The 25,017-nt window shown below is 60.8% G+C and carries 25 protein-coding genes; 9 read left to right on the forward strand and 16 right to left on the reverse strand.

What is annotated here, in order from left to right; genetic code table 11:
• Together ACJ8QI_RS23790 and rfaQ are read right to left on the reverse strand one after the other, a co-directional pair.
• Positions 1-1,128 (reverse strand): glycosyltransferase family 4 protein, encoded by a 1,128-nt coding sequence (locus ACJ8QI_RS23790; protein ID WP_343181987.1) that lies wholly within the window; start codon positions 1,126-1,128, stop codon positions 1-3.
• Positions 1,125-2,207: a putative lipopolysaccharide heptosyltransferase III gene (gene rfaQ, locus ACJ8QI_RS23795; protein ID WP_147840659.1), complete on the reverse strand. Its 1,083-nt coding sequence runs from the start codon at positions 2,205-2,207 to the stop codon at positions 1,125-1,127. The genes ACJ8QI_RS23790 and rfaQ overlap by 4 nt, the downstream gene beginning before the upstream one ends.
• Positions 2,208-2,417: 210 nt before the next feature.
• On the opposite strand from rfaQ, the gene ACJ8QI_RS23800 reads away from it, so the two are divergent.
• The gene (locus ACJ8QI_RS23800; RefSeq protein ID WP_442533174.1) at positions 2,418-3,374 is read left to right on the forward strand and encodes a polysaccharide deacetylase family protein; all 957 of its coding nucleotides are present in this window, start codon (positions 2,418-2,420) and stop codon (positions 3,372-3,374) included.
• A gap of 8 nt (positions 3,375-3,382) precedes the next feature.
• Entirely contained in the window at positions 3,383-4,477 is a 1,095-nt protein-coding gene (locus ACJ8QI_RS23805) for a glycosyltransferase family 9 protein (RefSeq protein WP_060424994.1), read from the forward strand.
• A gap of 36 nt (positions 4,478-4,513) precedes the next feature.
• Here the strand turns inward: ACJ8QI_RS23805 and ACJ8QI_RS23810 are convergent, their stop codons facing one another.
• The 6 genes from ACJ8QI_RS23810 to rfaD are packed head-to-tail and all read right to left on the reverse strand — an operon-like array spanning position 4,514 to position 10,887.
• A complete protein-coding gene (locus ACJ8QI_RS23810) occupies positions 4,514-5,491 on the reverse strand; it encodes a glycosyltransferase family 2 protein (protein ID WP_442533175.1) in 978 nt (325 codons plus the stop codon).
• Positions 5,488-6,729, reverse strand: coding sequence for an O-antigen ligase family protein (locus tag ACJ8QI_RS23815; RefSeq protein WP_442533176.1), 1,242 nt, complete (start codon positions 6,727-6,729; stop codon positions 5,488-5,490). The genes ACJ8QI_RS23810 and ACJ8QI_RS23815 overlap by 4 nt, the downstream gene beginning before the upstream one ends.
• Positions 6,730-6,757: 28 nt before the next feature.
• Positions 6,758-7,924: a glycosyltransferase family 4 protein gene (locus ACJ8QI_RS23820; protein WP_442533177.1), complete on the reverse strand. Its 1,167-nt coding sequence runs from the start codon at positions 7,922-7,924 to the stop codon at positions 6,758-6,760.
• Entirely contained in the window at positions 7,921-8,886 is a 966-nt protein-coding gene (gene rfaC, locus ACJ8QI_RS23825; RefSeq protein ID WP_047729607.1) for a lipopolysaccharide heptosyltransferase RfaC, read from the reverse strand. The genes ACJ8QI_RS23820 and rfaC overlap by 4 nt, the downstream gene beginning before the upstream one ends.
• A gap of 2 nt (positions 8,887-8,888) precedes the next feature.
• Positions 8,889-9,935: an ADP-heptose--LPS heptosyltransferase RfaF gene (gene rfaF, locus ACJ8QI_RS23830; protein ID WP_047729608.1), complete on the reverse strand. Its 1,047-nt coding sequence runs from the start codon at positions 9,933-9,935 to the stop codon at positions 8,889-8,891.
• A 22-nt stretch (positions 9,936-9,957) separates the two neighbouring features.
• Positions 9,958-10,887, reverse strand: coding sequence for an ADP-glyceromanno-heptose 6-epimerase (gene rfaD / locus ACJ8QI_RS23835; RefSeq protein WP_047729609.1), 930 nt, complete (start codon positions 10,885-10,887; stop codon positions 9,958-9,960).
• Positions 10,888-11,126: 239 nt separating this feature from the next.
• On the opposite strand from rfaD, the gene kbl reads away from it, so the two are divergent.
• Both kbl and tdh read left to right on the forward strand, forming a co-directional pair.
• Positions 11,127-12,323 (forward strand): glycine C-acetyltransferase, encoded by a 1,197-nt coding sequence (gene kbl / locus ACJ8QI_RS23840; protein ID WP_004931154.1) that lies wholly within the window; start codon positions 11,127-11,129, stop codon positions 12,321-12,323.
• Positions 12,324-12,332: 9 nt separating this feature from the next.
• The gene (gene tdh, locus ACJ8QI_RS23845; protein WP_025304682.1) at positions 12,333-13,358 is read left to right on the forward strand and encodes an L-threonine 3-dehydrogenase; all 1,026 of its coding nucleotides are present in this window, start codon (positions 12,333-12,335) and stop codon (positions 13,356-13,358) included.
• Between the two features lie 40 nt (positions 13,359-13,398).
• Here the strand turns inward: tdh and ACJ8QI_RS23850 are convergent, their stop codons facing one another.
• From ACJ8QI_RS23850 to gpmM, 3 genes are read right to left on the reverse strand one after another with little or no spacing between them, the layout of a single operon-like run.
• Positions 13,399-14,352 (reverse strand): divergent polysaccharide deacetylase family protein, encoded by a 954-nt coding sequence (locus ACJ8QI_RS23850; protein ID WP_442533178.1) that lies wholly within the window; start codon positions 14,350-14,352, stop codon positions 13,399-13,401.
• A 2-nt stretch (positions 14,353-14,354) separates the two neighbouring features.
• Positions 14,355-15,689 (reverse strand): murein hydrolase activator EnvC, encoded by a 1,335-nt coding sequence (gene envC / locus ACJ8QI_RS23855; protein ID WP_049201812.1) that lies wholly within the window; start codon positions 15,687-15,689, stop codon positions 14,355-14,357.
• Positions 15,690-15,698: 9 nt separating this feature from the next.
• Entirely contained in the window at positions 15,699-17,243 is a 1,545-nt protein-coding gene (gene gpmM / locus ACJ8QI_RS23860; protein WP_100397026.1) for a 2,3-bisphosphoglycerate-independent phosphoglycerate mutase, read from the reverse strand.
• A 297-nt stretch (positions 17,244-17,540) separates the two neighbouring features.
• Between gpmM and ACJ8QI_RS23865 the strand changes: the two genes are divergently transcribed.
• The 5 genes from ACJ8QI_RS23865 to cysE all read left to right on the forward strand — a co-directional run bounded on the left by ACJ8QI_RS23865 (position 17,541) and on the right by cysE (position 20,724).
• A complete protein-coding gene (locus ACJ8QI_RS23865; RefSeq protein ID WP_038872623.1) occupies positions 17,541-17,975 on the forward strand; it encodes a rhodanese-like domain-containing protein in 435 nt (144 codons plus the stop codon).
• 28 nt (positions 17,976-18,003) lie between these two features.
• Positions 18,004-18,252 (forward strand): glutaredoxin 3, encoded by a 249-nt coding sequence (grxC, locus tag ACJ8QI_RS23870; protein ID WP_004931142.1) that lies wholly within the window; start codon positions 18,004-18,006, stop codon positions 18,250-18,252.
• A 57-nt stretch (positions 18,253-18,309) separates the two neighbouring features.
• Complete coding sequence (gene secB / locus ACJ8QI_RS23875) at positions 18,310-18,780, forward strand: protein-export chaperone SecB (protein ID WP_025304678.1); 471 nt, start codon at positions 18,310-18,312, stop codon at positions 18,778-18,780.
• A complete protein-coding gene (gpsA, locus tag ACJ8QI_RS23880; protein ID WP_038872626.1) occupies positions 18,780-19,799 on the forward strand; it encodes an NAD(P)H-dependent glycerol-3-phosphate dehydrogenase in 1,020 nt (339 codons plus the stop codon). Before secB ends, gpsA begins: the two co-directional genes overlap by 1 nt.
• Positions 19,800-19,902: 103 nt before the next feature.
• On the forward strand, positions 19,903-20,724 hold the full coding sequence (cysE, locus tag ACJ8QI_RS23885; RefSeq protein WP_149571895.1) for a serine O-acetyltransferase: 822 nt from the start codon (positions 19,903-19,905) through the stop codon (positions 20,722-20,724).
• A gap of 61 nt (positions 20,725-20,785) precedes the next feature.
• On the opposite strand, the gene ACJ8QI_RS23890 is transcribed toward cysE, so the two are convergent.
• From ACJ8QI_RS23890 to cpxR, 5 genes are all read right to left on the reverse strand, one after another.
• Positions 20,786-21,457 (reverse strand): DUF3313 domain-containing protein, encoded by a 672-nt coding sequence (locus ACJ8QI_RS23890; RefSeq protein ID WP_038872629.1) that lies wholly within the window; start codon positions 21,455-21,457, stop codon positions 20,786-20,788.
• A 104-nt stretch (positions 21,458-21,561) separates the two neighbouring features.
• Positions 21,562-22,335, reverse strand: coding sequence for a CHAD domain-containing protein (locus tag ACJ8QI_RS23895; protein ID WP_442533179.1), 774 nt, complete (start codon positions 22,333-22,335; stop codon positions 21,562-21,564).
• A gap of 61 nt (positions 22,336-22,396) precedes the next feature.
• Positions 22,397-22,870: a tRNA (uridine(34)/cytosine(34)/5-carboxymethylaminomethyluridine(34)-2'-O)-methyltransferase TrmL gene (gene trmL, locus ACJ8QI_RS23900; RefSeq protein ID WP_004931130.1), complete on the reverse strand. Its 474-nt coding sequence runs from the start codon at positions 22,868-22,870 to the stop codon at positions 22,397-22,399.
• A gap of 43 nt (positions 22,871-22,913) precedes the next feature.
• Positions 22,914-24,308 carry an envelope stress sensor histidine kinase CpxA gene (gene cpxA, locus ACJ8QI_RS23905; RefSeq protein ID WP_048232185.1) on the reverse strand — a complete coding sequence of 465 codons (1,395 nt, stop codon included), beginning with the start codon at positions 24,306-24,308 and terminating at the stop codon, positions 22,914-22,916.
• Positions 24,305-25,003 (reverse strand): envelope stress response regulator transcription factor CpxR, encoded by a 699-nt coding sequence (gene cpxR, locus ACJ8QI_RS23910; RefSeq protein WP_004931124.1) that lies wholly within the window; start codon positions 25,001-25,003, stop codon positions 24,305-24,307. Before cpxR ends, cpxA begins: the two co-directional genes overlap by 4 nt.
• Positions 25,004-25,017: the final 14 nt, after the last annotated feature.

Raw genomic sequence — 25,017 nt, forward strand, 5'->3', positions numbered from 1 at the left:
CTAATCCAGTAACCGGTTATAGAGGGAAATCAGCTGTTCGGACAGATGCGCCGGCGTAGCCGTCATAATGCGCAATCTCGCCGCTTCGCCCATGGATGATCCCAGCGCCTGGCGCGGCAGCGCCCGAATGGCCTCCGTGATGGCCGGTACGTCGAGCGCGTCGGTCACGAAGCCGTTCTGGCCGGGGGTGATAAACTCGGCGCCGCCGCAGGTGGTGCTGGTGATAACCGGCAGGCCGCACGACATCGCTTCCAGAATCACATTCGGGAACGGATCGTACAGCGTCGGCAGGAGCAGCGCGTCCGCGGCCTGATAGAACGGCAAGGTCTGCTTCTGCACGCCCATAAAGTGAACCTGCTCGCCGCAGCCCAGCGACTGTGCCAGCGCTCGATAGCGTTTTTCGGCCTTGTCTTTGCCGACCACCAACAGGTGGCTGTCGGTCGCCGCCACGGCGCGGATGGCGGCGGCCAGCCCTTTGCGCTCGAAACCGGAGCCGACGAAGATCAGGCAGTGCGCCCGTTGTGGGATCTGATACTGCTCGCGCAGACGTTGGCGCTGGGCCTCGTCGGCGGGCGGGAATTTTTGATTGTCGATGGCGTTATAGATCACCGTGATTTTGTCGGCAGGCACGCCAAAGTCGGCGATGATTTCCTGCTTGATCATCTCGGCGTTGCAGATGACGGCTTTCAGCTCCGGCGCGGCGTACATGGCGCGTTCGGCGCACATCACATAGCGGTGATAGCGATTGGAGAACAGCCATTTGCGGCGCCATTCCGGCAGCAGACGCGCGCGTTGCAGCAACCAGCGGCGGTGTACGCCGTCGCCGGCGCGGTAGATGTCGCAGCCGGGAATGCGCTCGTGGCTTTGCACCAGATCGAAACGCTCTTTCTGCCACAGCGCCCTGGCTGCCACGGCGAAGCCTCGCTCGCGGCTGATGCGGCCGAGTTTTAACGGGTTGCACAGGTGGATATGCCAGTTGGGATTGGCGTCACCCTGCCATTCGCGGGTGATGACGTTCAGATCGAGATTCTGTTGCTCCAGCGCCTCCAGGGCGCGGGAAACGAAACGTTCGGCCCCGCCGTCCGGGCGGTATTTTTGGCGAACGATCGCCAAACGAAATGCTTTCATGCCAGCGTGCTCCGCGCGGCTGCAATCACCGCGTCTGTAGGAATAAGGTCGAGATACCGTTCGTCGGTGCCGGTATCAATGGCGTCCGGATCGGGCAGTTCGCCGAAGTCGCCGGCCCAGATCACGGCGCCGGTAGCCTGCCATGGCCGCCAGAAAGTCAGCTTGGAAGGGCCGAACAGCGCCACACACGGCGTTTGCAGCGCGGCGGCCATGTGCATCGGCACCGAATCCACGCCGATAAACAGCTTGGCGTGGTCGATCAGGGCGGCCAGCTGGCGCAGCGTCAGCTGGCCGGCCAACGAGATCACGCCCTGCGGCGGGCAGAGCGCCAAAATGCGTTCTACCATGGCTTGTTCTCTGGCGTCGGGGCCGGAGGTGATCACCAACTGATGGCCATCGGCCTGCAAGGCGGCGAGGGTGGCGGCCATTTTCTCTTCGCTCCAGCATTTGAAGAACCAGCGCGAGGTGGGCTGCACCACAATATAACTGCCGGCGACGCCCTGTTTCTGCAACCGTTGCTCACAGGCCTGCCAATCCTGCGGATCGTAACTCATGGTCACATGATCACTGAGCGCGGGCAGGTTCAGCGGCGCCAGCAGCGAGAGATTTTGTTCGACGGTATGCAGGTGGGCGTGATTGTCGACCGGCACCAGCTGCGTGTGGCAGTGGCGCCACAGGAAGCCGCGGCGTTTGGGGAAATCGAAGCCCAGACGGATGCGCGCGCCGGTCAGGCGCGTGATAATGGCGCTGCGCCACTGATCGGCCAGGTTGACCACCAGATCGTAGCGCTGCGCCTTCAGGCGGCGCAGCAGCGCCAGCTCGTGCCCCAGATGCGCGCGGGTGCCCTGTTTTTTCCATTGGCGGTCGATGGCGAACAGCGTCGACAGTTCCGGATTGCTGGCCAGCATCTCCTGCGTTTCCTGATACAGCAGCACATCGATCTGCGCCTGCGGGTAGTTTTGCCGCAGGCTGCTGATGACCGGCGTGACCAGCAGCATATCGCCGTGATGGCGCAGTTTTATGATCAAAATACGCTGTACGGATGGGGCGGAAGTTGGGGCTGGCGCGTCGTTCATCATGAGTCGCTTTCTGGGAAACCAATCTTTGATTCTAAATGACCCGATCGCATGTGGCTACTGTTGCAAGGTTTTCTTGCCGGGCCGCAAAAAAATCGTCGGGCCGGGGACGAATGCGCTTCAACGTTGTCCAAACCAGGCAGCAAAGTCGTTTGCCCTGGCGAAACGGCCTGCGTAACATAGTGCATTCTGTTGATATCAGGCTCGATATTCATGACTAAACCGGCGTTTCTCATCACCATTGATACCGAAGGCGATAATCTGTGGCAAAACCACGATCGCATCGCGACCGAAAACACGCGTTTCTTGCCGCGCTTTCAGGCATTGTGCGAAAAATACGCCTTCAAACCGGTTTATCTCACCAACTATGAAATGGCGATGGATCCGGCTTACGTCGAGTTCGCGCGCGACGTGATCGCCCGCGGCGCGGGAGAAGTGGGCATGCACCTGCACGCCTGGAACAGCCCGCCGCTGACGCCGCTCACCGACGACGACTGGCGCCACAAGCCTTATTTGATCGAGTATCCCGCCGATCAGATCCGCGCCAAGGTCGATCACATGACCAAGCTGCTGGAAGATGCCTTCCAGACCAAAATGCTCAGCCATCGCGCCGGCCGCTGGGCGTTCAACGAATATTATGCCTCGCTGCTGCTGGAATACGGCTATCAGGTGGACTGTTCGGTGACGCCGCGGGTCAACTGGCAGTTTTCGCCGGGCAACCCGCAGGGTAACGGCGGTACGGACTATAGTCGGTTCCCGTCGCAGGCCTATTTCATCGATCCGCAGAATATCGCCAGGCCGGGCGCTTCGTCGCTGCTGGAAGTGCCGATGAGTACCCAGTATAAGCACTCCGCATTCGTTAATGCATTCAAGCAAGGGTACGATCGGCTGCGTGGCAAACGGCGCCCGACATCAGTCTATTGGTTGCGGCCAAGCGGCAGCAACCTGGATCTGATGAAAACTGTAGCTGAAGCATCGTTTTCTCAAGGTAATGATTTTGTTGAGTTTATGCTGCACTCCTCCGAATTTATGCCGGGCGGCAGCCCGACGTTCAAAACCGAGCAGGATATCGAAGGGCTGTACCGCGATCTGGAGCAGCTGTTTGACTGGCTGCAGCAGCGTACGGTGGGCATGACGCTGGCCGAGTATTATCAACTTAAAGCGAACTAAGCACGCACATGTCGAAGAAATGGAAAATCAAGGTTGCCGACTGGTTCTTGCGGCGCTATACGGCGAAGTACGGCCGTTTTCAGGACAAGGCGACGTTCGACGGCGCCCAGCAGTTTGACAATATCGTCATCTATTCCACCACGGCGTTGGGCGACTTCATGTTCAACACGCCGGCATTGAGGGCGATGAGGGAACGCTACCCCAATGCGCACATCACGCTGGTGGTGCACAAGAAAAACCGCGAGCTGGTGGAAAACGGCCGTTATTACGATCGCGTGGTGTATTGGGACAGCAAGATCAAGACGATACGCCCATTGCTGAAATCGCTGCGCGAACATCAGCCGGATTTGGCGCTGATTCTGCACTCCCACCTGCCTTATGACATCATCAGCGCCGTACTGGCCGGGGCGAAGTACATTATCAGGGATAACTACAGCTCGGGCATTTGCGGGCTGGAGCCTTGGCTGACCAACTATATCTTCCATTATTACGGCCACTTTGTACGCCGCAAACTGGAGCTGATTTCCATCTTAGGCTGCCGCAGCGACGATCCGACGATGGAAATTCCCGTGGATTATCAGCGCGGCGTCAAAAGCAGCGAGCATCCCACCATCGGTTTTCAGCTGGGGGCGTCAACAGAGTCGCGTTGCTGGCCGGTTTCGCACTATGCGCGGCTGGCCGATGAGCTGGTGGCGAAGCACCCCAATGTGCGCATCGTGCTGATTGGCGCACCGTTCGACGACGGCAAGGCCAAACAGTTTATGAGCCTGATCGGCCCGCAAACGCAGGCCTGCGTGGATAACCAGATCGGTAAAACGGGACTGCAAGGCTTGCTGACGTTGATCGACAGTTTCCATGTTCTGGTCACCGGCGATACCGGGCCGCTGCATCTGGCAGTGGCGTTGAAGGTGAAAACCATCAGCCTGTTCGTGACCGCCGACTCACGCTCCACCGGCCCGATTCAGGATGCTGAACTGCACCGCATCATTCAGGTGTCGCGTACCGGCTATACGATGCCGCTGGAGGCGGAAAGCCCGATGGGGGTCATCCAGCCGCAGCGGATTTATGAGGAGCTGGTCGCGCACGTGCCTTTAGCGCGCTGAGGGAGCGACGACGCATCGGCCGCCCGGCCGATGCGGTTAGCGCGGCTTGCGCCCGCGCAGCTTCGAAAGAAAGGTATCCACTCGCGCATAGCGCATCTGGCGGACTTTTTTGCCCGGCACGTCGCTGTTGCGGCAGATATCGGCGGCGCGGCGCAGGATGTGCAGCGTTGCCGGCGCGTAATGATAATAGCCATACACCACCTTCGACATGCTTTTCACCTCGGAAAAGCAGTTGGCCAGCATCAGGGCGGCCAACCGGCGCAGCGGCTCATCCCCGGGATGCTGCGCCACAAAACGCAGCATCTTCTCCATGGCGAACAGCAGATCTTCAATATCTTTGGGTTTGATATTGCGAGTGATGCCTTGGCTGTTATCCCGATAGAAATAGAGCTCGCAGTCCAGATGGGCGATGCGGCGGGTTTTGAAATACTGAAAAGGCGTGAAAATCACGTCTTCATAGCGCCTGCCGTCTTCGAACGCTTCCCCTTCCAGCAGCGTGCGTTTATACACGCGGCTCCAGAGATGCCACATCGAGCGTGCGAACAGGGGTTGCAGGCAGCTCAGCCCCAACTGTGAAAAGTCGTAGGCTACGGGCTGCGCCGCGCGGTTATCCGGCGTCGGCGGTTGTTCGGTGAACTTCTGATAATTAAAGTCGATCAGGTCATATTCACCGGTGGTAAGCAGGGGCCGCAGGATTGCCAGATAGTCGTCGCTCAGCAGATCGTCGCCGTCGAGGAAGGTGAGATAGCGGCCGGTGGCCAGCCGTAAGCCGACATTGCGGGCGTGCGCAATGCCGCCGTTGGCCTGTGAAGTAAAGACCACGCGCGGGTGCCGCCGCTGCGCCAGATATTGGTTGACCTGCGCACCGGAGGCGTCGGTGGAGCCATCGTCGATGATCACCACCTCGATATCGTCGCTAATCTGCGCAAATAACGAATCCAGCGCAGCGATAACGAACGCTTCATTATTATAAAACGGCACGATAACGCTGAGCAGCGGCTCCTGAGGATTCACGGGGTGGGCTCCTGAACAGGGGGCTGTTTCGTGACGGAAAGAACGGCGGCGATCAGCGCCAGGCAGAACATGGCGGTGCCTTCCGTGCTGAAGAAGATGACGTCGCTCAGGCCGTAAACGAACAGGCTGACGCTAACGCTCAGCAGCAGCGCGTTGCGCTGTGGCCGGAACGAAGAGAAGAACAGACAGACATAGAGCGCCAGCAGCAGCAGTACGCCCCAGACGCCCTTGAGCGAGTAGGTTTCCAGCAGCTCGTTGTGCAGGTGGACGTTGATGTAGGGCATGACGCCAGACAGGCGAGGTTGCTGTGCGACCATTGCACGGATCTCTTCGCCGCGCTGTTCGGCGGATTGGCCCCAAGGGGCTTGTGAGCCGGTGCGCCATGCCAGCGTTTGCATCGACAGCCGTGAAATGATCGAGTTTTCAGTCTGTGGCTGATCCATCAGACGCATATCGGTCTCAAAGGCCTGAATGCGTTCTTCTATCTGCGGTTTAAACACCAGGCCGCAGGCTACGAGCAGCAGCGGTACCGAGGCCACCAACGCGAGTTTGTGTTTCCTGGAAACCAGCTGCTTGGTCGCCAGCAGCGACAGGCAGACCGCTACCGGGTAGACCAACATGGCCGCGCGCGTGCCGGTGAGCACCAGTGCAGAGAAGGACAGCAGGAATGCCGCAATGTACAACACCAAGCGGTAGCGGGTGCGCAGCATCAGGATGGCTTGCATCATGACCAGATCGATGGCGGTCATCAGGTAGGCGGCGACCGTGGCGCGATCGAAGTTGAGCTCTACGCGCGGGATATCCAGACGCAGCCCCTGATAGAGGGAATAACCGTTGATCGCCAGGCCGGTGGCGAGAGCTACAACGATCAGCAGGCGCTGCACGCACAACCGCTCATTGAGTGCGATCAGCAAGATGAAGGCGGTCGCGAGCTGCAGTTTGCCGGTCGACATATAAGAGCGATAAATATTGATGTACTCACCCGGCTGTTTGAAGTGATGCATCCAGAGGATGGTTCCCATGCCCACGCTGAACATCAGCGCGGGCAGCAGCAGATTTCTCGCGTTGCTGAAGTAGTAGCGCGGGTACAGGCAAACGGCGATAAAGGCGATGTAGCTGGAAACGTAAAACAGATTGCGTCCGGTCGCGGAACCGAAAGGGATGGTGCAAAAAGCGATGGCGCACCCCAGATAGGTCAGATAGCTGAAGGCAGGGTGCGGCGTTCTGTGTTTTAGCATCGGGCGTGTTTTCCGGCTCACGTTTCAATTAAGCGATAAAGGATCGCAGCGTGTCGTCGAACTCAGCTTTGAACTGAGCATAGTTGAAATGTTCCGCAGGATAGCGCTGCGCATTTCGGCTCAGAGTCTGGTAGGTTTCGCGCGCCAGCAATTTCTCAACCGCATCCGCACAGTCGAGATGCGACAGCAGCTTGGGCGCGACCAGGCTGTCGGTCAACGGATCGTAGACCTCATGCGGGAAGTCGACCTCGATATTGGTGAGCTGCCGGTGTTGTTCGACGGTGACCGACGGCGTCAGGCCAATGCCGCAGACGCCGTCCTTGACCGCTTCCGGCTGGCCGTCAACCTGCGGGAAAATGACCGGCACGCCGAAATAGAGCGATTCCATGCAGGACAAGCCGAACGGCTCGGTGATCGGCGTGCTCATGTAGATGTGCGTGCGATTGAAGAAGCCGGCGACGTCATCCTGATAACCGCTGAAGGTGATGCGGTCGCCGAGCTGAAGCCGGGCCGCCAGCGCCTCGAACGCCGCGCGATCCGGCCCTTTGCCGGCCACTTCCAGCGTGACGTCATGCCCGCGCCGCAGCAGTTCCTGCATCATTAATAATGAAACGCTGATGCCTTTCAGGCTGACCAGGCGTGAAGCGGTGCCGATCCTGACCGGCTGCGACAGCGTTTTCGGCGCAGTGTCGATCCCCGCCGGCGTCTTGATGCGGTTGATCACCACGTGATTTGGGCAAGGCAGATTAAAACGCAGCTCCATCACCCGCTTCGACGCGTGCGAGGCGGAAATGACGCCGTCCAGCATGGCGAAGAAACTCAGCGTCTTTTTATTCTTGGGGTAACGCCAGGAGCAGCCGTGATCGTAGTAAACCAGTTTGCCGCGTTTGGGTTTGGCCGCCAGCCCCGGCACCAGGTCCCAGACGATCACCACGTCGGCGTTCGCCCGCTCGATTTTCCACTTCAGCAAAAATTTGCGCAGGAACTGCGGGCAGCGTAACGGCAGCGCATTGATCAGGCGGTTGGCGAAGGTGACGGGCTGATGCGCAGGCAGCTGGCGGCGGATCTCTTCGCCAATGTCGCCGCTGATGCACAAGACCTGGTTGCTGCCGTCGGTGGTATCGTTGATGTACTGCAGGAACAGGCGTTCGACGCCGCCCATTTTACCCAGGTTGATAATATGCAGTTTTTTCATGCTATAACCTTTTGCAACGCCTGCCATGCCGTATCGGCGTCGATTGTCGCCATGCTTTTTTCCGGCGAAATCAGCGAGTGCTGATTTTGCCCGTAGCCGCCGATCAGGCCGGGATCGGTCGGCCCGAACAGCGTGATGTTGGGTTTGTCGAGCGCGGCGGTCAAATGGCTGAGCCCGGTGTCGACCGAGACCACGCCCTTGGCGCCGGCCAGCACCTCGGCCACCTGCTGCAGGCTGAGCTTCGGCAGCACTTCGACATGTGAAAAACCTTCCGCCAACCGCAGCGCGCGCTGATGTTCATGCTCTGCGCCCCACGGCAGTTTGATCTTCAGCCCGCTGTCGGCCGTCAGCGCGATCAGCTCGCGCCAGTTCTGCTCCGGCCAGTGCTTGTCGTCACGCGTCGTCGCGTGCAGAAACACCAAATACTGCCCGGCATCGGCCGGCGGGCGGCTGAGAAAGCGCGCGGCGATGGCGTAATCGCCGTAGCTGCCCGGTTTGTCGTAACCGAGGCTTTTGGCGAACAGCTCACGGGTGCGTTCCACCGCGTGCTGCTGTTTGTCTATCTCATGGCGCACGTTGTAGAACCAGCTGGCGAACGGCTCGCGCGCGCTCTTGCAGTCCGGGCCATGTTTGTTGCCTTTGGCGATGCGCGTGATCAGCGCGGCGCTTTTGATCAGGCCCTGAGCGTCGATCACCACGTCGTAACGGCGTTCTTGCAGCGCGCGCTTGAAGTCGCAGCGCTGTTGCCGGGTGTCGTTGCCGAACCAGTTCTTGCGCCAGCGGCGAATGGCCACCGGGATCACGCGATCCACCGCCGGGTGCCAGGTGGGGATTTGGCTGAAGCCTTCTTCCACTACCCAGTCGAAGCGGATATCGGGAATGGCCTGCAGCGCGTCGGTCAGGGCGGGCAGCGTATGCAGCACGTCCCCCATCGAGGAGGTTTTTACGATTAACACCTGCATGACTATTCCTCGCTGGCGACAAGTAACGGCGTCAGCGCGTCCAACACTTGCTGCGGCTGAATATCGATCAAACTTTGGTGGTACCCCTGCTCGGCATCGCCCTTACGCACCTTGTGGTAGCCGCTGATCAAGCGAATGACCCGCGCCTTGTCGGAGAGCGGCGGCGTGAAGTCGGGGCTGCTTGGGCCGTACAAGGCTATCAGCGGTTTGTTCAACGCTGCGGCAACGTGCATTAAGCCCGAGTCGTTGCTGACCACTGCCCGGCAGGCCGCGATCAGGATCACCGCCTGCTCCAGCTGGGTTTTTCCGGCCAGGTTAAGGCAGAAATCGCGCGCGTCTTCCTGCAGCGCGGCGCGGATCTGTTCGCCGGCCTCGTGGTCTTTCGCCGAACCGAACAGCGCTATTTGATAGCCGCTCTCGATCAGCCGCTGAGCCAGCGCCGCGTAGTGATAGTGCGGCCAGCGTTTGGCGGGGCCGAACTCTGCGCCCGGGCAGAAGCCGACGATCGGTCGGCTGCCGGTCAGGTTGAACGCTGCGGTGGTGTCGGCGATTTCTTCGTCGCTCACCTGCAGCTGCGGCCACAGCAGCGGCTGCGGCAGATCGTCGGCGCGCTGAATGCGGCCTTTATCATAGGCCAGCGCCACGTAGCGCTGCACCATCAGCGGGAAGGCCGCCTTGTCGAGTACGCGGACGTCGTTCAGCAGGCCGTAACGCATTTCGCCCCGCCAGCCGGTACGCTGCGGGATATCGGCAAAGAAAGGCACCAGCGCGGATTTGAACGAGTTGGGTAGAACGTAAGCGCGATCGTAACGGTTGGCGCGCAGGGCGCGCCCCAGGCGGCGACGCTCGCCGAGCCCCAGCGCGCCGTGGCCCAGCGGCATCGCCAGCGCCTGATTGACTTCCGGCATGCGCGCCAGCAGCGGGCGGCACCAGGCCGGCGCCATCACATCGATCTCCGCCGACGGGTATTCGGCCTTCAGGGTGCGATAGAGACTTTGCGACATCATCATGTCGCCAACCCAAGAAGGGCCGATAACCAGTATTTTCATACCCAGCGTTAATTCCTTCAGCTTATGCGGTGCGGTTCAACCAGGCCATGTACTCTTTCACGCCTTCGGCGACCGTTTTGAACGGTGCGTCGTAGCCGGCGGCGCGCAGCTTGGTCAGATCGGCCTGGGTGTAAGCCTGATAGCGGCCCTTCAGCTTCTCCGGGAACTCGATGTATTCCACCGCGCCCTTCTGGTGGAAGTCCACCACCGCGTCGGCCACCGCCTGGAAGGTTTCCGCCCGGCCGGTGCCGCAGTTGAAGATCCCGGATTTGCCGGTTTCCCAGAACCACAGGTTAACCGCCGCTACGTCGCCGACGTAGATGAAGTCACGCTTGAAGTTTTCGCTGCCGGCGAACAGCTTCGGGTTTTCGCCGCGGTTGATCTGGGTATTCAGGTGGAAGGCGACGCTGGCCATGCTGCCTTTGTGGCCTTCGCGCGGGCCGTAAACGTTGAAGTAGCGGAAGCCGCAGATCTGCGAGTCCGCTTCCGGCAGAATCTCGCGCACGTACTGGTCGAACAGGAATTTGGAGTAGCCGTACACGTTGAGCGGCGCTTCATACTCCCGCTCTTCGATGAACTCTTCGCGGCCGCCGTAAGTGGCGGCGGAGGAGGCGTACAGGAACGGGATTTCGCGATCCAGGCAGTAGTGCAGCAGGTCTTTGGAGTACTGATAGTTATTGTCCATCATGTACTTGCCGTCCCACTCGGTGGTCGCGGAGCAGGCGCCTTCGTGGAAGACCGCTTCGATATCGCCCAGATCGTCGCCGGCCACGATGCTGGCGACAAAGTCTTCTTTATCGATATAGTCAGCGATGTCCAGATCGACCAGGTTGACGAACTTGGTGCCGTCTTTCAGGTTATCCACCACCAGGATATCGCGATATCCCTTGTCGTTCAGTGCCTTAATGATGTTGCTGCCGATCATGCCGGCGCCGCCTGTGACGATAATCATTGGGTTACCCCTGCTAAGCTGCTGGCGGGGCACAATGCCCCACGCTCAATGGCGGTTATCATAGCATTTCATGCCGCGGCAAACAGCGGAAGGGCTCCGAATATCCCGCATTGCCATTGAAGCCCGCCTTTTGCCGTGATATCTGCTGCAATTTTAATATTCTCTCCCGCGCATTCTCGTCAGTTTGGTTACAAATCAGTAAAATATGCCGCAAATAGCCCAATCCTGGAGATAACCGAATGTCAGCGTCTTTTTATCAGCAGTTGGAACAACAGCTTGCCGCCACTCGCAGTGAAGGGCTGTTCAAGGAAGAACGCATCATCACCTCCGCGCAACAGGCGGATATCGCCGTTGCCGACGGCAGCCATGTGATCAACTTCTGCGCCAATAACTACCTGGGTTTGGCCAATCATCCGGCGCTGATCGCCGCCGCCAAGTCGGGAATGGACAGCCACGGTTTCGGCATGGCGTCGGTGCGCTTCATCTGCGGCACCCAGGACAGCCACAAGCAGCTGGAACAGAAACTGGCGGCTTTCTTGGGCATGGAAGACGCGATCCTGTACTCCTCCTGCTTCGACGCCAACGGCGGGCTGTTCGAAACCCTGCTGGGCCCGGAAGACGCCATTATCTCCGATGCGCTGAACCACGCGTCGATCATCGACGGCGTGCGCCTGTGCAAGGCCAAGCGCTATCGCTACGCCAATAACGACATGACCGAGCTGGCCGCACAGCTGAAGCAGGCCAAAGCCGACGGCGCGCGTCACATCCTGATCGCCACCGACGGCGTATTCTCGATGGACGGCGTGATCGCCAACCTGAAAGGGGTCTGCGATCTGGCGGACGAGTATCAGGCTCTGGTGATGGTGGATGATTCCCACGCGGTGGGCTTTGTCGGCGCCAACGGGCGTGGCACCCATGAATACTGCGAAGTGATGGGCCGCGTCGATATCATTACCGGTACGTTAGGCAAAGCGCTGGGCGGCGCTTCCGGCGGCTACACCGCCGCCAAGAAAGAAGTGGTGGAGTGGCTGCGCCAGCGTTCGCGCCCGTACCTGTTCTCCAACTCGCTGGCGCCGGCGATCGTCGCCGCGTCGATCAAAGTGCTGGAACTGCTGGAAGAGGGCGACGCCCTGCGCGATCGCCTGTGGGCTAACGCGCGTCTGTTCCGCGAAAAAATGACCGCCGCCGGCTTCACATTGGCCGGCGCCGATCACGCCATCATCCCGGTCATGCTGGGTGAGGCGAAGCTGGCGCAGGAATTCGCCAATGCGTTGCTCAAGGAAGGCATCTATGTGACCGGTTTCTTCTATCCGGTGGTGCCGAAAGGCCAGGCGCGCATCCGCACCCAGATGTCCGCCGACCACACCCCGGAGCAAATCGAACGCGCAGTGGCGGCGTTTACACGTATCGGTAAGGATCTTGGCGTTATTGCATAAGGTAAAACCATGAAAGCACTGTCAAAACTGAAAGCGGAAGAAGGGATTTGGATGACCGACGTGCCTCAGCCGGAGCTGGGCCACAACGACATCATGATCAAAATCCGCAAAACCGCGATCTGCGGCACCGATGTGCATATCTACAACTGGGACGAGTGGTCGCAAAAAACCATTCCGGTTCCGATGGTGGTCGGCCATGAATACGTGGGCGAAGTGGTGGCGATCGGTCAGGAAGTCAAAGGTTTCAGCATCGGCGATCGCGTGTCCGGCGAAGGCCATATCACCTGCGGCCACTGCCGCAACTGCCGCGGCGGCCGCACGCACCTGTGCCGCAACACCGTCGGCGTGGGCGTGAACCGTCCAGGCAGCTTCGCGGAATACCTGGTGATCCCGGCGTTCAACGCCTTCAAGATCCCGGATAACATCTCCGACGAACTGGCTTCGATCTTCGATCCGTTCGGCAATGCGGTGCACACCGCGCTGTCGTTCGATCTGGTCGGTGAAGACGTGCTGGTCTCCGGCGCCGGCCCGATCGGCATCATGGCGGCGGCGGTGTGCAAACACGTTGGCGCCCGTCATGTGGTGATCACCGACGTTAACGAATACCGTCTGGAACTGGCGCGCAAGATGGGCGTGACCCGCGCGGTGAACGTCAGCAAGGAAAATCTCAACGACGTGATGGCCGAGCTGGGCATGACCGAAGGGTTCGACGTCGGTCTGGAAATGTCCGGCGCGCCGCCGGCGTTCCGCACGTTGCTCAATGCGATGAACCACGGCGGGCGTATCGCCATGTTAGGCATTCCGCCTTCGGACATGTCGATCGACTGGAACCAGGTCATCTTCAAGGGGCTGTTTATCAAAGGGATTTACGGCCGCGAAATGTTCGAAACCTGGTACAAGATGGCGGCCTTGATCCAGTCCGGTCTGGATTTGACCCCGATCATCACCCACCGCTTCTCGATCGACGAATTCCAGCAGGGCTTCGACGCCATGCGCTCCGGCAAATCGGGCAAAGTGGTGCTGAGCTGGGATTGATCTCGGCAAACGTGAAAAGGGCCGGCATGCCGGCCCTTTTTTATGCTTGCGGTTTGGCTTGCGTCCAGTGCTGCCAATGACGCTTGATGAAGGTCACCGGCGGCGAGCTGGCGATGCTGTCGGCGATGACGCCCAGCGCGGTACCGGCGTTGGTCTTTTCCTTCGGCGGTTTGACCTTGCACTGCTTGATGCCGCCGCTGAACGGGTTCTTCGGCTGCGGTTTTTGCGGTTTGACCGGCGGCGGGACGTAGCTGCCGCCAGCGTTGCCCTGCGGTTCGTTCAGCAGCGCGCTCGGTTTGACCAGCACGATATCGGCGGGCAGCGATGGCAGCATCTGCTGCAGCACCTTTACCGTCGCCGGGCGCGGGTGGCCGATGGCGATGGCGGAGCCGTTGCGCCGCGCCAATTCGACCGCGCGGTTGAACTGGCGGCGGATGTCGGCTTCGTTCGCGGTATCGTCGAGAAACACCTTGCGTTTGATCACTTTCACGCCGGTGCCGGCCGCGGCGCGGGTCGCCTGGCTGCTGCCGATGGTCATGCTGTCGAGGAAGTACAGGCGGTAGCTTTCGAGCGCCTGCATCACTTTCTGCATGCCCGGCAGGCTGGAGGTCATGGCGCTGCCCATGTGGTTGTTCATGCCGACCGCGTAGGGCACGTTGTTCACCGCATTGCGGATGATGCGCTGGATCTCTTCGCTGCTCATGGAAGGCTGCAGGGTATCGCGCTCCAGCGGCTGCTTGCTGAGCGGCGCCATCGGCATGTGGATCAAGACTTCGCGGCCCTGGCTGTGGGCGCGGGTGGCCATCAGGCGGGCATGCGGCGCGTTGGGCAACACCGCGACCGAGATCGCCGTCGGCATTTGCAGCACCGCGTTTTCTTCGTGAGGGCGGTAGCCCACGTCATCGATGACGATGGAGAGTTTTCCTGCCTGCGCAGCGTAAACCTGCAGCAGACAGCCTATTAACAGAGCTGTTCGGATTTTGACATAGCGCAAATCTATCTTCCCAACCACGGCAGTGGGTTAACCGCCTGTCCCTGACGACGGATTTCGAAATAGAGCGACGGCGTTCCCTGGCCGCCGCTGGTGCCGACCAGAGCGATCGGCTGACCGGCGCGCACCTGCGCCCCGACGTTGACCAACGCGCTTTGGTTGTAGCCGTACACGCTCATGTCGCCTTTACCGTGTTCGACCACCACCATCAGGCCATAGCCTTGCAGCCAGTCGGCCAGCAGCACGCGGCCATCGGCGACGGCTTTCACTTCGCTGCCTTCGCGGGCTTCGATCACCATGCCTTTCCAGCGTAGCTCGCCCTGCTGCTGTTCGCCAAAGCCGTGCAGCGTGCGGCCGCGCACCGGCCACATCAGCTGGCCGGCCGGACGACCGAGGCCGCCGGTTCGCGCCATCAGCGAGCGATCGGCTTCGCTAGGTTTGTAGGTCGTGCCGGTTTTCTTCGCCTGCTGCTCCTTGATGCGCACCTGTTCGCGCACCTTGGCCGCTTCACGCGCTTCGCGTTCGGCGCGCGCACGGGCTTCGCGCTCCGCCCGAGCGATCTTGTCGCGCATGCGGGCTTCGTTCTGGCGCAGTTCCACCAGGCGTTGTTGGTCTTTTTCCAGCGAGGCTTCCAGCGCGGTCAGCGTTTTCTTGCGGGCGCCACGCGCCTGCTCCAGCTTCTGCTGCTGCGTCTGTTGCTCGCCCAGTAAGGATTTTTGCTGGCCCTGTTTGGCCACCAGCGTGGTTTTTTGCTTCGCCAGCTCGGCGCGGGTCTGCTTCAGCTCTTCGATGGTTTTCTGACGCGCTTCGTTCAGATAGCCGAAATAGGCCAGAATACGTTCGCTGCGCTGGCTTTCTTCACCGCTGAGGATCAGCTGCACGGCGCTGTGCTGCCCTTGCCGGAAGGCGGCGTCGAGCTGTTTGGCGAGGAGGTTTTGTTGGGTCGATTGCTGCTTTTGCAGTTTGGCTATCGAGGCGTTCAGGCCGGAAATGTCTTTGCCCAGTTGGGTGAGCGTGCCCTGGGTGTCGCGCAACTGGCGGCTGGCCTGGGCGATGGTTTTTTCCTGCTGACGCAGCTGATCCTGCAGCGAGCTGCGCTGCTGTTGCTGCTGCTTCACCGCTTTTTCTTTCTCGGCGATGCTCTGCTGGATGTCTTTCAGCTGGGATTTATTGTCTTCCGCCGCCTGGCCGGCGAGCGGCAACAGCAAGACGCCAGCGCAAAATACGCTGGCGCACATGGCGGTGAACGTCCTTGGCGCGGTGCGTTCAGGCAGCGGTCGGCTGCCTGCGTTTGCGCTTCGGGTTACCCTTGATAGTGCAAAAAACGCCTTCTCCCTCATGGAGAAGGATTATTCCACGATGAACAGCGGCTTACCAGTCATCTCTTGCGGGATTTCCATTCCCATCAGCGTTAACAGGGTTGGCGCGATGTCCGAAAGCTTGCCGCCTTCGACCGCCCGCGCCGGTTTGCCGACGTAAATCAATGGCACCGGCAGGCTGGTGTGGGCGGTGTGCGCCTGGCCGGTGGCCGGATCGCGCATCTGCTCGGCGTTGCCGTGATCGGCGGTGATCAGCAGCTGGCCGTCGACGTCGCGCACTGCATCAACCACCTGGGCGATGCAGGCGTCCAGCGTCTCCACCGCTTTGACCGCCGCTTCATACACGCCGGTATGCCCTACCATGTCGCCGTTCGGGTAGTTGCAGATAATGGCATCGTATTTGCCGCTGCGGATGGCGCTCAGCAGCTTGTCGGTCAGCTCGGCGGCGCTCATCTCCGGCTGCAGATCGTAGGTGGCGACCTTCGGCGAGTTGACCAGCACGCGGTCTTCGCCCTTGAACGGCGCTTCTACGCCGCCGTTATAGAAGAAGGTGACGTGGGCGTATTTTTCGGTTTCCGAGATGCGCAGCTGGGTTTTGTCGTGCTTCATCAGCCATTCGCCGAAGGTGTTGGCCAGCGACGCCGGCGGATAGGCGCAGGCGGTCGCGATGTCGGCGGCGTATTCGGTCAGCATCACGAAATCGCCGAACTGTACCTGCTTGGCGCGTGGGAAACCGTCGAAATCCGCGTTCACGAAGGCGCGGGTGATCTGGCGCGCGCGGTCGGCGCGGAAGTTCATGAAGATCAACGCGTCGCCGTCCTGCATTGCGGCATCGGCCTCACCGGCGGCGCGGATCACGGTCGGTCTGACGAACTCGTCGTTTTCACCGCGCTGATAAGCGGCCTGCAGGCCGGCGATCGCATCCTCGGCCACGGCGTCGCCTTTGGTCGCGGTCAGCAGGTCATAGGCCAGCTGCACGCGATCCCAGCGGTTGTCGCGGTCCATCGCGTAGTAGCGGCCGATCAGCGAGGCGATGCGCCCGACGCCCAACGCGGCGAAGGCGTCACGGCAGCGTTGCAGCGGGGCTTCGGCGCTGCGCGGCGGCGTGTCGCGCCCGTCGAGGAAGGCATGCAGATAAACGGCTTTGGCGCCGCGTTGGGCGGCTAGCTTGATCATGGCCAGGATGTGCTCGTCGTGGCTGTGCACGCCGCCCGGCGACAGCAGGCCCATGATATGCACCGCCTTGTCGGCCGCTACGGCCTTATCGACGGCGGCGGTCAGCACCGGGTTGGCGAAGAAGTCGCCGTCGGCGATCGCTTTGTCCAGCCGGGTCAGATCCTGGTACACGATGCGCCCGGCACCCAGATTGACGTGGCCGACTTCGGAGTTGCCCATTTGGCCGTCGGGCAGGCCGACATCCAGCCCGGAAGCGGCGATCAGCGTATGCGGCTGCTCCCGCCACAGGCGATCCATCACCGGGGTGCCGGCGTTCAGGATCGCGTTGTCCTGCCGCTCTTCACGATGGCCGTAACCGTCCAGGATCACCAGTACCATCGGTTTTTTGTTGCTCGACATTGCATTGACCTCTTATGAACTTTTTAAGCTGCGAATAGCCATGCGCCCGCCGCAGGCATGGCTATTCACCCTCGAAAAACCGGCTGATTTTACACCGCCGGCGGCGATAAATAGCCCAAAGAGATCAAGGTTGCGGCGAATCGCGCGGGCTTTTATGCTCTGACGTCGGGAATTTCTCAGCGCAGCCCGCAGTTTCTACAATCGCGCTTGCTTATTGGCTGTATTTGCCGCACTCGGCAGGTATACTCTGGAACCTTGACTTATTTATCCCTTAACTGACGGGAGTTGTTACACCCCATGCTGCAAGAAATTATGCCATTCGTAAGCAGACACCCTATTCTGAGCCTGGCTTGGATCGCTCTGCTGGTCGCCGTGATCGTCATGACCTTCAAAAGCCGTTTCTCCAAGGTTAAAGAGATCGCCCGCGGTGAAGCTATTCGCCTGATCAACAAAGAAGAAGCCGTGGTGGTCGACACCCGCAGCCGCGACGATTTCCGCCGTGGTCACCTGGCCAACGCCATCAACCTGACCGCCAGCGAAATCAAAAACGGCAGCCTGGGCGAGCTGGAAAAACACAAAGCGCAGCCGATCATCGTCGTGTGCGCCAACGGCACCGCCTCCCGCGAGCCGGCGGAGAACCTGAGCAAGGCCGGTTTTGAAAAGGTCACTATGCTGAAAGACGGCATTTCCGGCTGGAGCGGAGAAAACCTGCCGCTGGTGCGCGGTAAGTAACCGTTTAACCTATTTGAGGTGGCAATCCATGGCTAACATTGATATCTACACCAAAGCGACCTGTCCGTTCTGCCATCGCGCCAAGGCGCTGTTGAACAGCAAGGGCGCGGCGTTTAACGAGATCGCCATCGACGGCGATAACGCCAAGCGCGAAGTGATGATCGAGCGCAGCGGGCGCACCACGGTGCCGCAGATTTTCATCGACGGCCGGCATATCGGCGGCTGCGATGATTTATATGAACTCGATGCTCGCGGCGGCCTGGATCCGCTGCTTTAAGCAGCTTGCCGGTTCACCGAGTGTCAATAAGGACGTTTAACCAAGGGTATTACTCACATGTCAGAACAAAACAGCACCGAAATGGCTTTCCAGATCCAACGTATTTATACCAAGGACATCTCCTTCGAAGCGCCGAACGCGCCGCAGGTTTTCCAGCAGGAATGGCAGCCGGAAGTTAAACTTGATCTGGATACCGCGTCCAGCCAGCTGGCTGACGAAGTGTATGAAGTGGTACTGCGCGTAACAGTGACGGCGAGCCTGGGCGAAGAAACTGCGTTCCTGTGCGAAGTGCAACAGGCGGGCATCTTCTCGGTAGCAGGCATCGAAGGCACGCAGCTGGCGCATTGCCTGGGTGCATACTGCCCGAACATCCTGTTCCCGTATGCGCGCGAGTGCATCACCAGCCTGGTTTCCCGCGGTACATTCCCGCAGCTGAACCTGGCACCGGTCAACTTTGACGCGCTGTTCATGAACTATCTGCAGCAGCAGGCGGAAGGCGAAGGTGCCGCACCACATCAGGATGCCTGATGAACACCGTCAATGCTTCAATGACTGTCATCGGTGCCGGCTCGTACGGCACCGCATTGGCCATTACGCTGGCGCGTAACGGCCACTCCGTGGTGCTGTGGGGGCACAACCCCGCGCAAATTCAAACGTTGCAGCAAGATCGCTGCAATCAGGCGTTTCTGCCCGACGTTCCCTTCCCCGATACCCTGCTGCTTGAAGCCGATTTGGCGCGTGCGCTGGCGGCCAGCCGCGACGTGCTGGTGGTGGTGCCGAGCCACGTGTTCGGCGACGTGCTGCGCCAGCTGAAGCCGCATCTGCGCCCGGACGCCCGCATCGTGTGGGCCACCAAGGGGCTGGAAGCGGAAACCGGCCGGTTGCTGCAGGACGTGGCGCGTGAGGCGTTGGGCGAGACGATCCCGCTGGCGGTGCTCTCCGGGCCGACGTTCGCCAAAGAGCTGGCCGCCGGCCTGCCGACGGCGATCGCGCTGGCGGCGACCGATGCGCAGTTCGCCGACGATCTGCAACAGCTGCTGCACTGCGGCAAGAGCTTCCGTGTCTATAGCAATCCCGACTTCATCGGCGTGCAGCTTGGCGGCGCGGTGAAGAACGTGATCGCCATCGGCGCCGGCATGTCCGACGGCATCGGTTTCGGCGCCAACGCCCGCACCGCGTTGATTACACGCGGGCTGGCGGAAATGAGCCGTCTGGGTTCTGCGCTCGGCGCCGATCCTTCGACGTTCATGGGCATGGCGGGGCTGGGGGATCTGGTGCTAACCTGCACGGACAACCAATCGCGCAACCGCCGCTTCGGCATTATGCTGGGGCAGGGCAAAGGCGTGCAGGAAGCGCAGGACAGCATCGGCCAGGTGGTCGAGGGCTATCGCAATACCAAAGAGGTGTTGGCGCTGGCGCAGCGGCACGGCGTGGAAATGCCGATCACCGAACAGATTTATCAGGTGCTTTACTGCCATAAAGACGCCCGCGAAGCGGCGCTGAGCCTGCTGGGGCGAGCCCGAAAGGACGAAAAACCCAGCGCGTGACATAAAACGATATGCCGGGGCAGCGTGCTGACCCCGCAAATGACCTGGGCCGCTCCGCGCTACCGTGTGAAGCGGCCCGTTTGGCAAGGCAGAGGGGAATGTGATGTCGTCAGAAGAGTTGGAGCAGGTCTGGAACAGCATTAAATCAGAAGCGCGAGCACTGGCTGATTGTGAACCGATGCTGGCCAGCTTTTTCCATGCGACGTTGCTCAAGCACGAGAACCTGGGCAGCGCGCTCAGCTATATGCTGGCCAACAAGCTGGCGACGCCGATCATGCCCGCCATCGCGGTGCGCGAGGTGGTGGAAGAGGCGTACAAGTCCGACAACCAGATGATCGTTTCGGCGGCGCGCGATATCCTTGCGGTGCGGCTGCGCGACCCGGCGGTCGATAAATATTCCACGCCACTGCTTTACCTGAAAGGGTTCCATGCGCTGCAGGCTTACCGTATCGGTCACTGGCTGTGGCAGCAAGGGCGGCAAGCGCTGGCTATCTACCTGCAAAATCAAATTTCCGTCGCCTTCGGCGTGGACATCCACCCGGCGGCGTCCATCGGCTGCGGCATCATGCTCGACCACGCCACCGGCATCGTGATCGGTGAAACGGCGGTGGTGGAGAACAACGTCTCTATCCTGCAGTCGGTCACTCTGGGCGGTACCGGTAAAACCAGCGGCGACCGTCACCCGAAAATTCGCGAAGGGGTGATGATTGGCGCCGGCGCCAAAATTCTCGGTAATATCGAAGTGGGCAAGGGCGCGAAGATCGGTGCGGGCTCGGTGGTCTTGCAGGCGATACCGCCGCACACCACCGCCGCCGGCGTACCGGCGCGCATCGTCGGGCGTCCGGAGAGCGATACGCCGTCGATGGATATGGACCAATACTTCAACGGCACCAATCACGGCTTTGAGTACGGCGACGGCATTTGAGTGCCGTCTGCGCAGCCATTCAGGGGGAGCTTCGGCTCCCCCTGTGTTTTTCAGGCGGCGGTCAGCCCTGTTTCGGGAAGTTGGTGATATCGGTAACGATGTCGTCGATCGCCGCCTTGACGTCATCCGCCGTGACCGGCGTGCTGTCGTTGTTGACGGTTTTGCCGTAAGCCTTGCGTACCACTTCCATCACCGTTTTACCGGTATCCTGGTCGATCAGCTCGCCTTCGATATACAGCGCGGTATTTTGCGTCCGGTGCCCGGTCGCCGCCATGGTGCTGGCAACGACCGCCGCGACCGGTACCACCTCATAGAACTTCATGTCTTCGTTTTCGGCGGAAACGGCGGTGATGGCGAGTTTGGCTACTAATACACGTGAGCCTGCCGGGCTGGGCAGAATGGTGAAGCGGTTCTGTAGCGCGGCTTTAATCCGCTGGGTCGCATACGCCTTGATTTTGTTCAGCGTGTCCTGGCTGACGCGCGTGGTCGGTTTTTCCGCCGGGAAATAGACCACCGGTTGGAAATAGAGGCCGCGGTAGTTGGATTCCTTGTAGTTTGGATCTATCCAGCGCAGCGTTTTATGGCCGCTTGGCGAGGTGGTTTCCTGCAGTTTGCTGTAATCGGACAAGAAGCCCGAATATTGAGACGTTTGGGTGACTTTGGACGAACAGCCCGCCAGCAACAGGCCCGCTGCCAGAACCGCCATGGCAACGCTCAAGCGTTGTTTCTTCATATGGTTTCCTATGATGAGTGGTGATTACCCTTACAAAAAATAGCGCATTATCTGTGCCTCATCGGGCATTTTCGGGGCCGGGTGTGCCCTGCCGCGGCCTTTTTTCAGGATCGTGATGCGCCGCCGGTTTTCGCCGCCAGCGCCGGTGATAAGGCGGCGAGTAGGGTATCCGCTCTGGCCAGCGCCTGGCGTTGCTCAACTTGCCATAGGGGCAACAACGGCCAGAGATCCGCCTGATGCTCGGCCTGCAGGCACCAGACCTCCCGATCGTGCCAGTCGCCGAGGGCGTTTTGCGCCGCTTTGAGGCCCGCCGTCGCTTCGGCAGAGAGGGAAAGGCGTTGCGGATAGGCTTCGGCGGCGTAACGCAGGCGTTTTATCAGCAGCCGCAGACGGTGGCGATCGTAGCCGGTATCGGCCAATGCCCGGCGCAGCTGCCGCTGCTGGCGCTGTAGGCGCCGGTTCAGGCGGTATTTGGCGGTGCGTCGCGCGGTGCGGCGGAAGCGGCGCGGCCAGGCGTGCAACAGCAAGGGAAAGTCGATGAGCTGCGGATGGGCGAGCAGTTGACGGCAGCGAGCCTGAAGATCGCTCCGGCGCACGTTGGTCTGCCAATCGAGGCGATGGCGTGCCAGTTCGGCGCTCAGCACCTCGAGATCGCGCAGCGGCGTCGTGAGCCGCCCTAACTCGGCGGCGGCCCGATCGAGCCGCGTTGCGCCGGGGCAGCCGCGCAACGGGCGCAGCAGGCTGCGAATGCGGCGCAGACAGACGCGCAGGTCGTGCAGCGCTTCGCTGTCTTGCGCCTGCTGCAGCCGCAGCAGCGCCTCGTTCAGCGCCGTCTCGAGGCGGCGAAGCTGGGTGACAATATCCTCGATGAAAGCCATGTGCCGTTCCTGGAAAGAACATTGCAGCGATGATGCTTCCAGTATGGCGCGTCGTCGCGGATTATGCCTTGATCAGCGCGCCGGCATAGTCCAGCTGTCGCCAGGCCTCATACACCACCACCGATACGGCATTCGACAGGTTCATGCTGCGGCTTTGCGCCTGCATCGGGATGCGGATTTTTTGCTGCGCAGGCAGCGCATCGAGGATGTCGGCGGGCAACCCGCGCGTTTCCGGGCCGAACAGCAGATAGTCGCCGGCCTGATAGCTGACGGCGCTGTGCGCCGGCGTGCCTTTGGTGGTCAGGGCAAACAGCCGCTGTGGGTTTTCGGCGGCGAGAAAGGCGGCGTAATCGGCATGGCGGCTGACGCGGGTGAACTCATGGTAGTCCAACCCGGCGCGGCGCAGGCGCTTGTCGTCCCACGGGAATCCCAGCGGTTCGATCAGGTGCAGGTTAAAGCCGGTATTGGCACACAGGCGGATGATATTGCCGGTGTTGGGTGGAATTTCGGGTTCAAATAAAACGATGTTCAGCATGTTGCAGGCCCCTCGTGAACGAGGGGCGCAGGATAGCAAACTCTTACTGTTCTGTCTTAGTCGACAGACGTTGATGATGCAGCGGCAGCCACAGCACCAGCCGCAGGCCGCCAAGCGGGCTGTCTTCGGCCTTCACCCAGCCGCGATGCTGGTTGACTGCCGCTTCGACGATCGCCAGGCCGAGGCCGGTGCCGCCGGATTCGCGGTCGCGCGCTTCATCGGTGCGGTAGAACGGACGGAAGATCTGCTCGCGATCTTCGGCGCTGACGCCGGGGCCGTCGTCGTCAACCTGGATGGTCACGCCCTGATTGTCGGCGCTGAACGCCACGGCAATGCGGGTGTGCGAATAACGCAGGGCGTTGCGCACGATGTTTTCCAACGCGCTGTCCAGCGCACTCGCGTTGCCGAACAGCGTCCAAGGGCCGGGCGGCGCGGTGATCTCCAACTGCTTGCCCATCTGTTCCGCTTCGAAACGGGCATTGTCCAGCACGTCGGCCCACAGGTCGTTGGCCTTCAGCTGCTCGCGCGCCAGCTCGCCTTTTTGCTGCCCGCGCGACAGCGCCAGCAGATCGTTGATCATCGAATCCAGCCGCTGCGCTTCGGTTTCGATGCGCGCCAGCTCGTGGCCTTCACCATGGCGGCGACGCATCAACGCGGTGGCCAGCTGCAGGCGCGTCAGCGGCGTGCGCAGCTCGTGCGAGATGTCCGAGATCAGCCGTTGCTGTGCGTTCATCATGCGCTCCAGCGCGCTGACCATCTGGTTGAAGCTGGCGCCGGTGGCCAGAAACTCCTGCGGGCCGGCCTCCAGTTCCGGATGCTGCTTCAGGTTGCCACGCGCCACGTCATCGGCGGCGTTCTTCAGCTTGCGTGCCGGTTTCGCCAGGCTCCAGGCCAGCCACAGCAGCAGCGGGGCGCTGATCAGCATGGTGACGATCAGCAGCAGCAGCGGCCGGTCGAACATCAGGTTGATGAAATCGGATTGCGGGCTGTTGGCGGGGCGGATCAGGTACAGCTGGTAGTTGTCTTCGCCGTCGCGCACCGCGAACGGCCCGACCAGCTCGACGCGACCGTACTTTTTCTTCTTCGGATGATCTGAATTATCGGATTGGCCGATGAAGTTGCGGACGATCTGCATTTCATTGCGCTGCGCGCCGATCACCCGGCCTTCGCTGGTGACCAGCAGCAGGCGTTGGCCCGGCGGCGCCCATTTGTCGATGGCGCGGAACAGGCGGCGCCACCACATCAGATCGTTGGCCGGATCGTTTTGCAACTCGGCCTCGACGTGCTGTTCCAGCATCAACCCCTGCCGCTGCTCGCTGTCGAGCAGCGAGGTCATTTGGCGGGAGTCGAGCTTGGGCACCATCAGCACCAACATTAGCACCAGGGCTAACGTGAACCAGAAAATGGCGAAGATGCGTGCCGTCAAACTGTTGATCATGTTGCAGATACCATCAAATAACCCCGCCCGCGCAGGGTTTTGAACCACGGATGCCCGTCTTTGCGATCCGGCAGCTTACGCCGCAGGTTGGAAATGTGCATGTCGATGGCGCGATCGAACGGGGTCAGGCGTTTGCCCAGCACTTCCTGGCTCAGCAGTTCGCGCGACACCACCTGGCCGAGATGCTGCGCCAGCAGGTAAAGCAGGGTGAATTCGGTGCCGGTCAGATCCAGTACCTGACCGTCGAAGCTGGCCTCCTGGCGGCCGGGGTTGAGCTGCAGGCCATCGACATCCAGCGTCGGGGCGCCGCTGTCGACCTGCTGCTGCTGTTCGCTCCAGTTGGAACGGCGCAGAATGGCGCGAATGCGCGCGACCAGTTCGCGATCGTTAAAGGGTTTTGGCAGGTAATCATCGGCGCCCAGCTCCAGGCCCAGCACGCGGTCCAGTTCGCTGCCGCGCGCGGTCAGCATGATGACCGGCGTTTGGTGATGTTGGCGCAGTTCTTTCAGCGTATCGATGCCGTTTTTCTTCGGCATCATGATATCGAGCAGCAGCAGATCGACGGAGCTGTCCAGCAGCGACAACGCCTGCTCGCCATCGTGCGCGACGACGATATTAAAACCTTCCATTTCAAGCAGTTCTTTTAACAGCGAGGTCAACTCGCGGTCGTCGTCAACTAACAGAATCTTGTTCATTATGATTTACCTCC

Origin of the sequence: Serratia sp. CY84636, from assembly GCF_052166245.1 — a bacterium.
GTDB lineage: Bacteria > Pseudomonadota > Gammaproteobacteria > Enterobacterales > Enterobacteriaceae > Serratia > Serratia nevei.

Excerpts from the sequence above, each read along its gene's own strand:
- trmL (WP_004931130.1), bottom strand. The coding sequence starts at position 22,870 with ATGCTGAACATCGTTTTATTTGAACCCGAAATTCCACCCAACACCGGC.
- ACJ8QI_RS23890 (WP_038872629.1), bottom strand. The coding sequence starts at position 21,457 with ATGAAGAAACAACGCTTGAGCGTTGCCATGGCGGTTCTGGCAGCGGGC.
- rfaQ (WP_147840659.1), bottom strand. The coding sequence starts at position 2,207 with ATGATGAACGACGCGCCAGCCCCAACTTCCGCCCCATCCGTACAGCGT.
- grxC (WP_004931142.1), top strand. The coding sequence starts at position 18,004 with ATGGCTAACATTGATATCTACACCAAAGCGACCTGTCCGTTCTGCCAT.
- ACJ8QI_RS23800 (WP_442533174.1), top strand. The coding sequence starts at position 2,418 with ATGACTAAACCGGCGTTTCTCATCACCATTGATACCGAAGGCGATAAT.
- ACJ8QI_RS23790 (WP_343181987.1), bottom strand. The coding sequence starts at position 1,128 with ATGAAAGCATTTCGTTTGGCGATCGTTCGCCAAAAATACCGCCCGGAC.
- cpxR (WP_004931124.1), bottom strand. The coding sequence starts at position 25,003 with ATGAACAAGATTCTGTTAGTTGACGACGACCGCGAGTTGACCTCGCTG.
- ACJ8QI_RS23895 (WP_442533179.1), bottom strand. The coding sequence starts at position 22,335 with ATGGCTTTCATCGAGGATATTGTCACCCAGCTTCGCCGCCTCGAGACG.
- kbl (WP_004931154.1), top strand. The coding sequence starts at position 11,127 with ATGTCAGCGTCTTTTTATCAGCAGTTGGAACAACAGCTTGCCGCCACT.
- rfaD (WP_047729609.1), bottom strand. The coding sequence starts at position 10,887 with ATGATTATCGTCACAGGCGGCGCCGGCATGATCGGCAGCAACATCATT.
- rfaC (WP_047729607.1), bottom strand. The coding sequence starts at position 8,886 with ATGCAGGTGTTAATCGTAAAAACCTCCTCGATGGGGGACGTGCTGCAT.
- secB (WP_025304678.1), top strand. The coding sequence starts at position 18,310 with ATGTCAGAACAAAACAGCACCGAAATGGCTTTCCAGATCCAACGTATT.
- tdh (WP_025304682.1), top strand. The coding sequence starts at position 12,333 with ATGAAAGCACTGTCAAAACTGAAAGCGGAAGAAGGGATTTGGATGACC.
- ACJ8QI_RS23820 (WP_442533177.1), bottom strand. The coding sequence starts at position 7,924 with ATGAAAAAACTGCATATTATCAACCTGGGTAAAATGGGCGGCGTCGAA.
- rfaF (WP_047729608.1), bottom strand. The coding sequence starts at position 9,935 with ATGAAAATACTGGTTATCGGCCCTTCTTGGGTTGGCGACATGATGATG.
- ACJ8QI_RS23865 (WP_038872623.1), top strand. The coding sequence starts at position 17,541 with ATGCTGCAAGAAATTATGCCATTCGTAAGCAGACACCCTATTCTGAGC.
- ACJ8QI_RS23805 (WP_060424994.1), top strand. The coding sequence starts at position 3,383 with ATGTCGAAGAAATGGAAAATCAAGGTTGCCGACTGGTTCTTGCGGCGC.
- cpxA (WP_048232185.1), bottom strand. The coding sequence starts at position 24,308 with ATGATCAACAGTTTGACGGCACGCATCTTCGCCATTTTCTGGTTCACG.
- ACJ8QI_RS23815 (WP_442533176.1), bottom strand. The coding sequence starts at position 6,729 with ATGCTAAAACACAGAACGCCGCACCCTGCCTTCAGCTATCTGACCTAT.
- gpsA (WP_038872626.1), top strand. The coding sequence starts at position 18,780 with ATGAACACCGTCAATGCTTCAATGACTGTCATCGGTGCCGGCTCGTAC.
- gpmM (WP_100397026.1), bottom strand. The coding sequence starts at position 17,243 with ATGTCGAGCAACAAAAAACCGATGGTACTGGTGATCCTGGACGGTTAC.
- cysE (WP_149571895.1), top strand. The coding sequence starts at position 19,903 with ATGTCGTCAGAAGAGTTGGAGCAGGTCTGGAACAGCATTAAATCAGAA.
- envC (WP_049201812.1), bottom strand. The coding sequence starts at position 15,689 with ATGAGGGAGAAGGCGTTTTTTGCACTATCAAGGGTAACCCGAAGCGCA.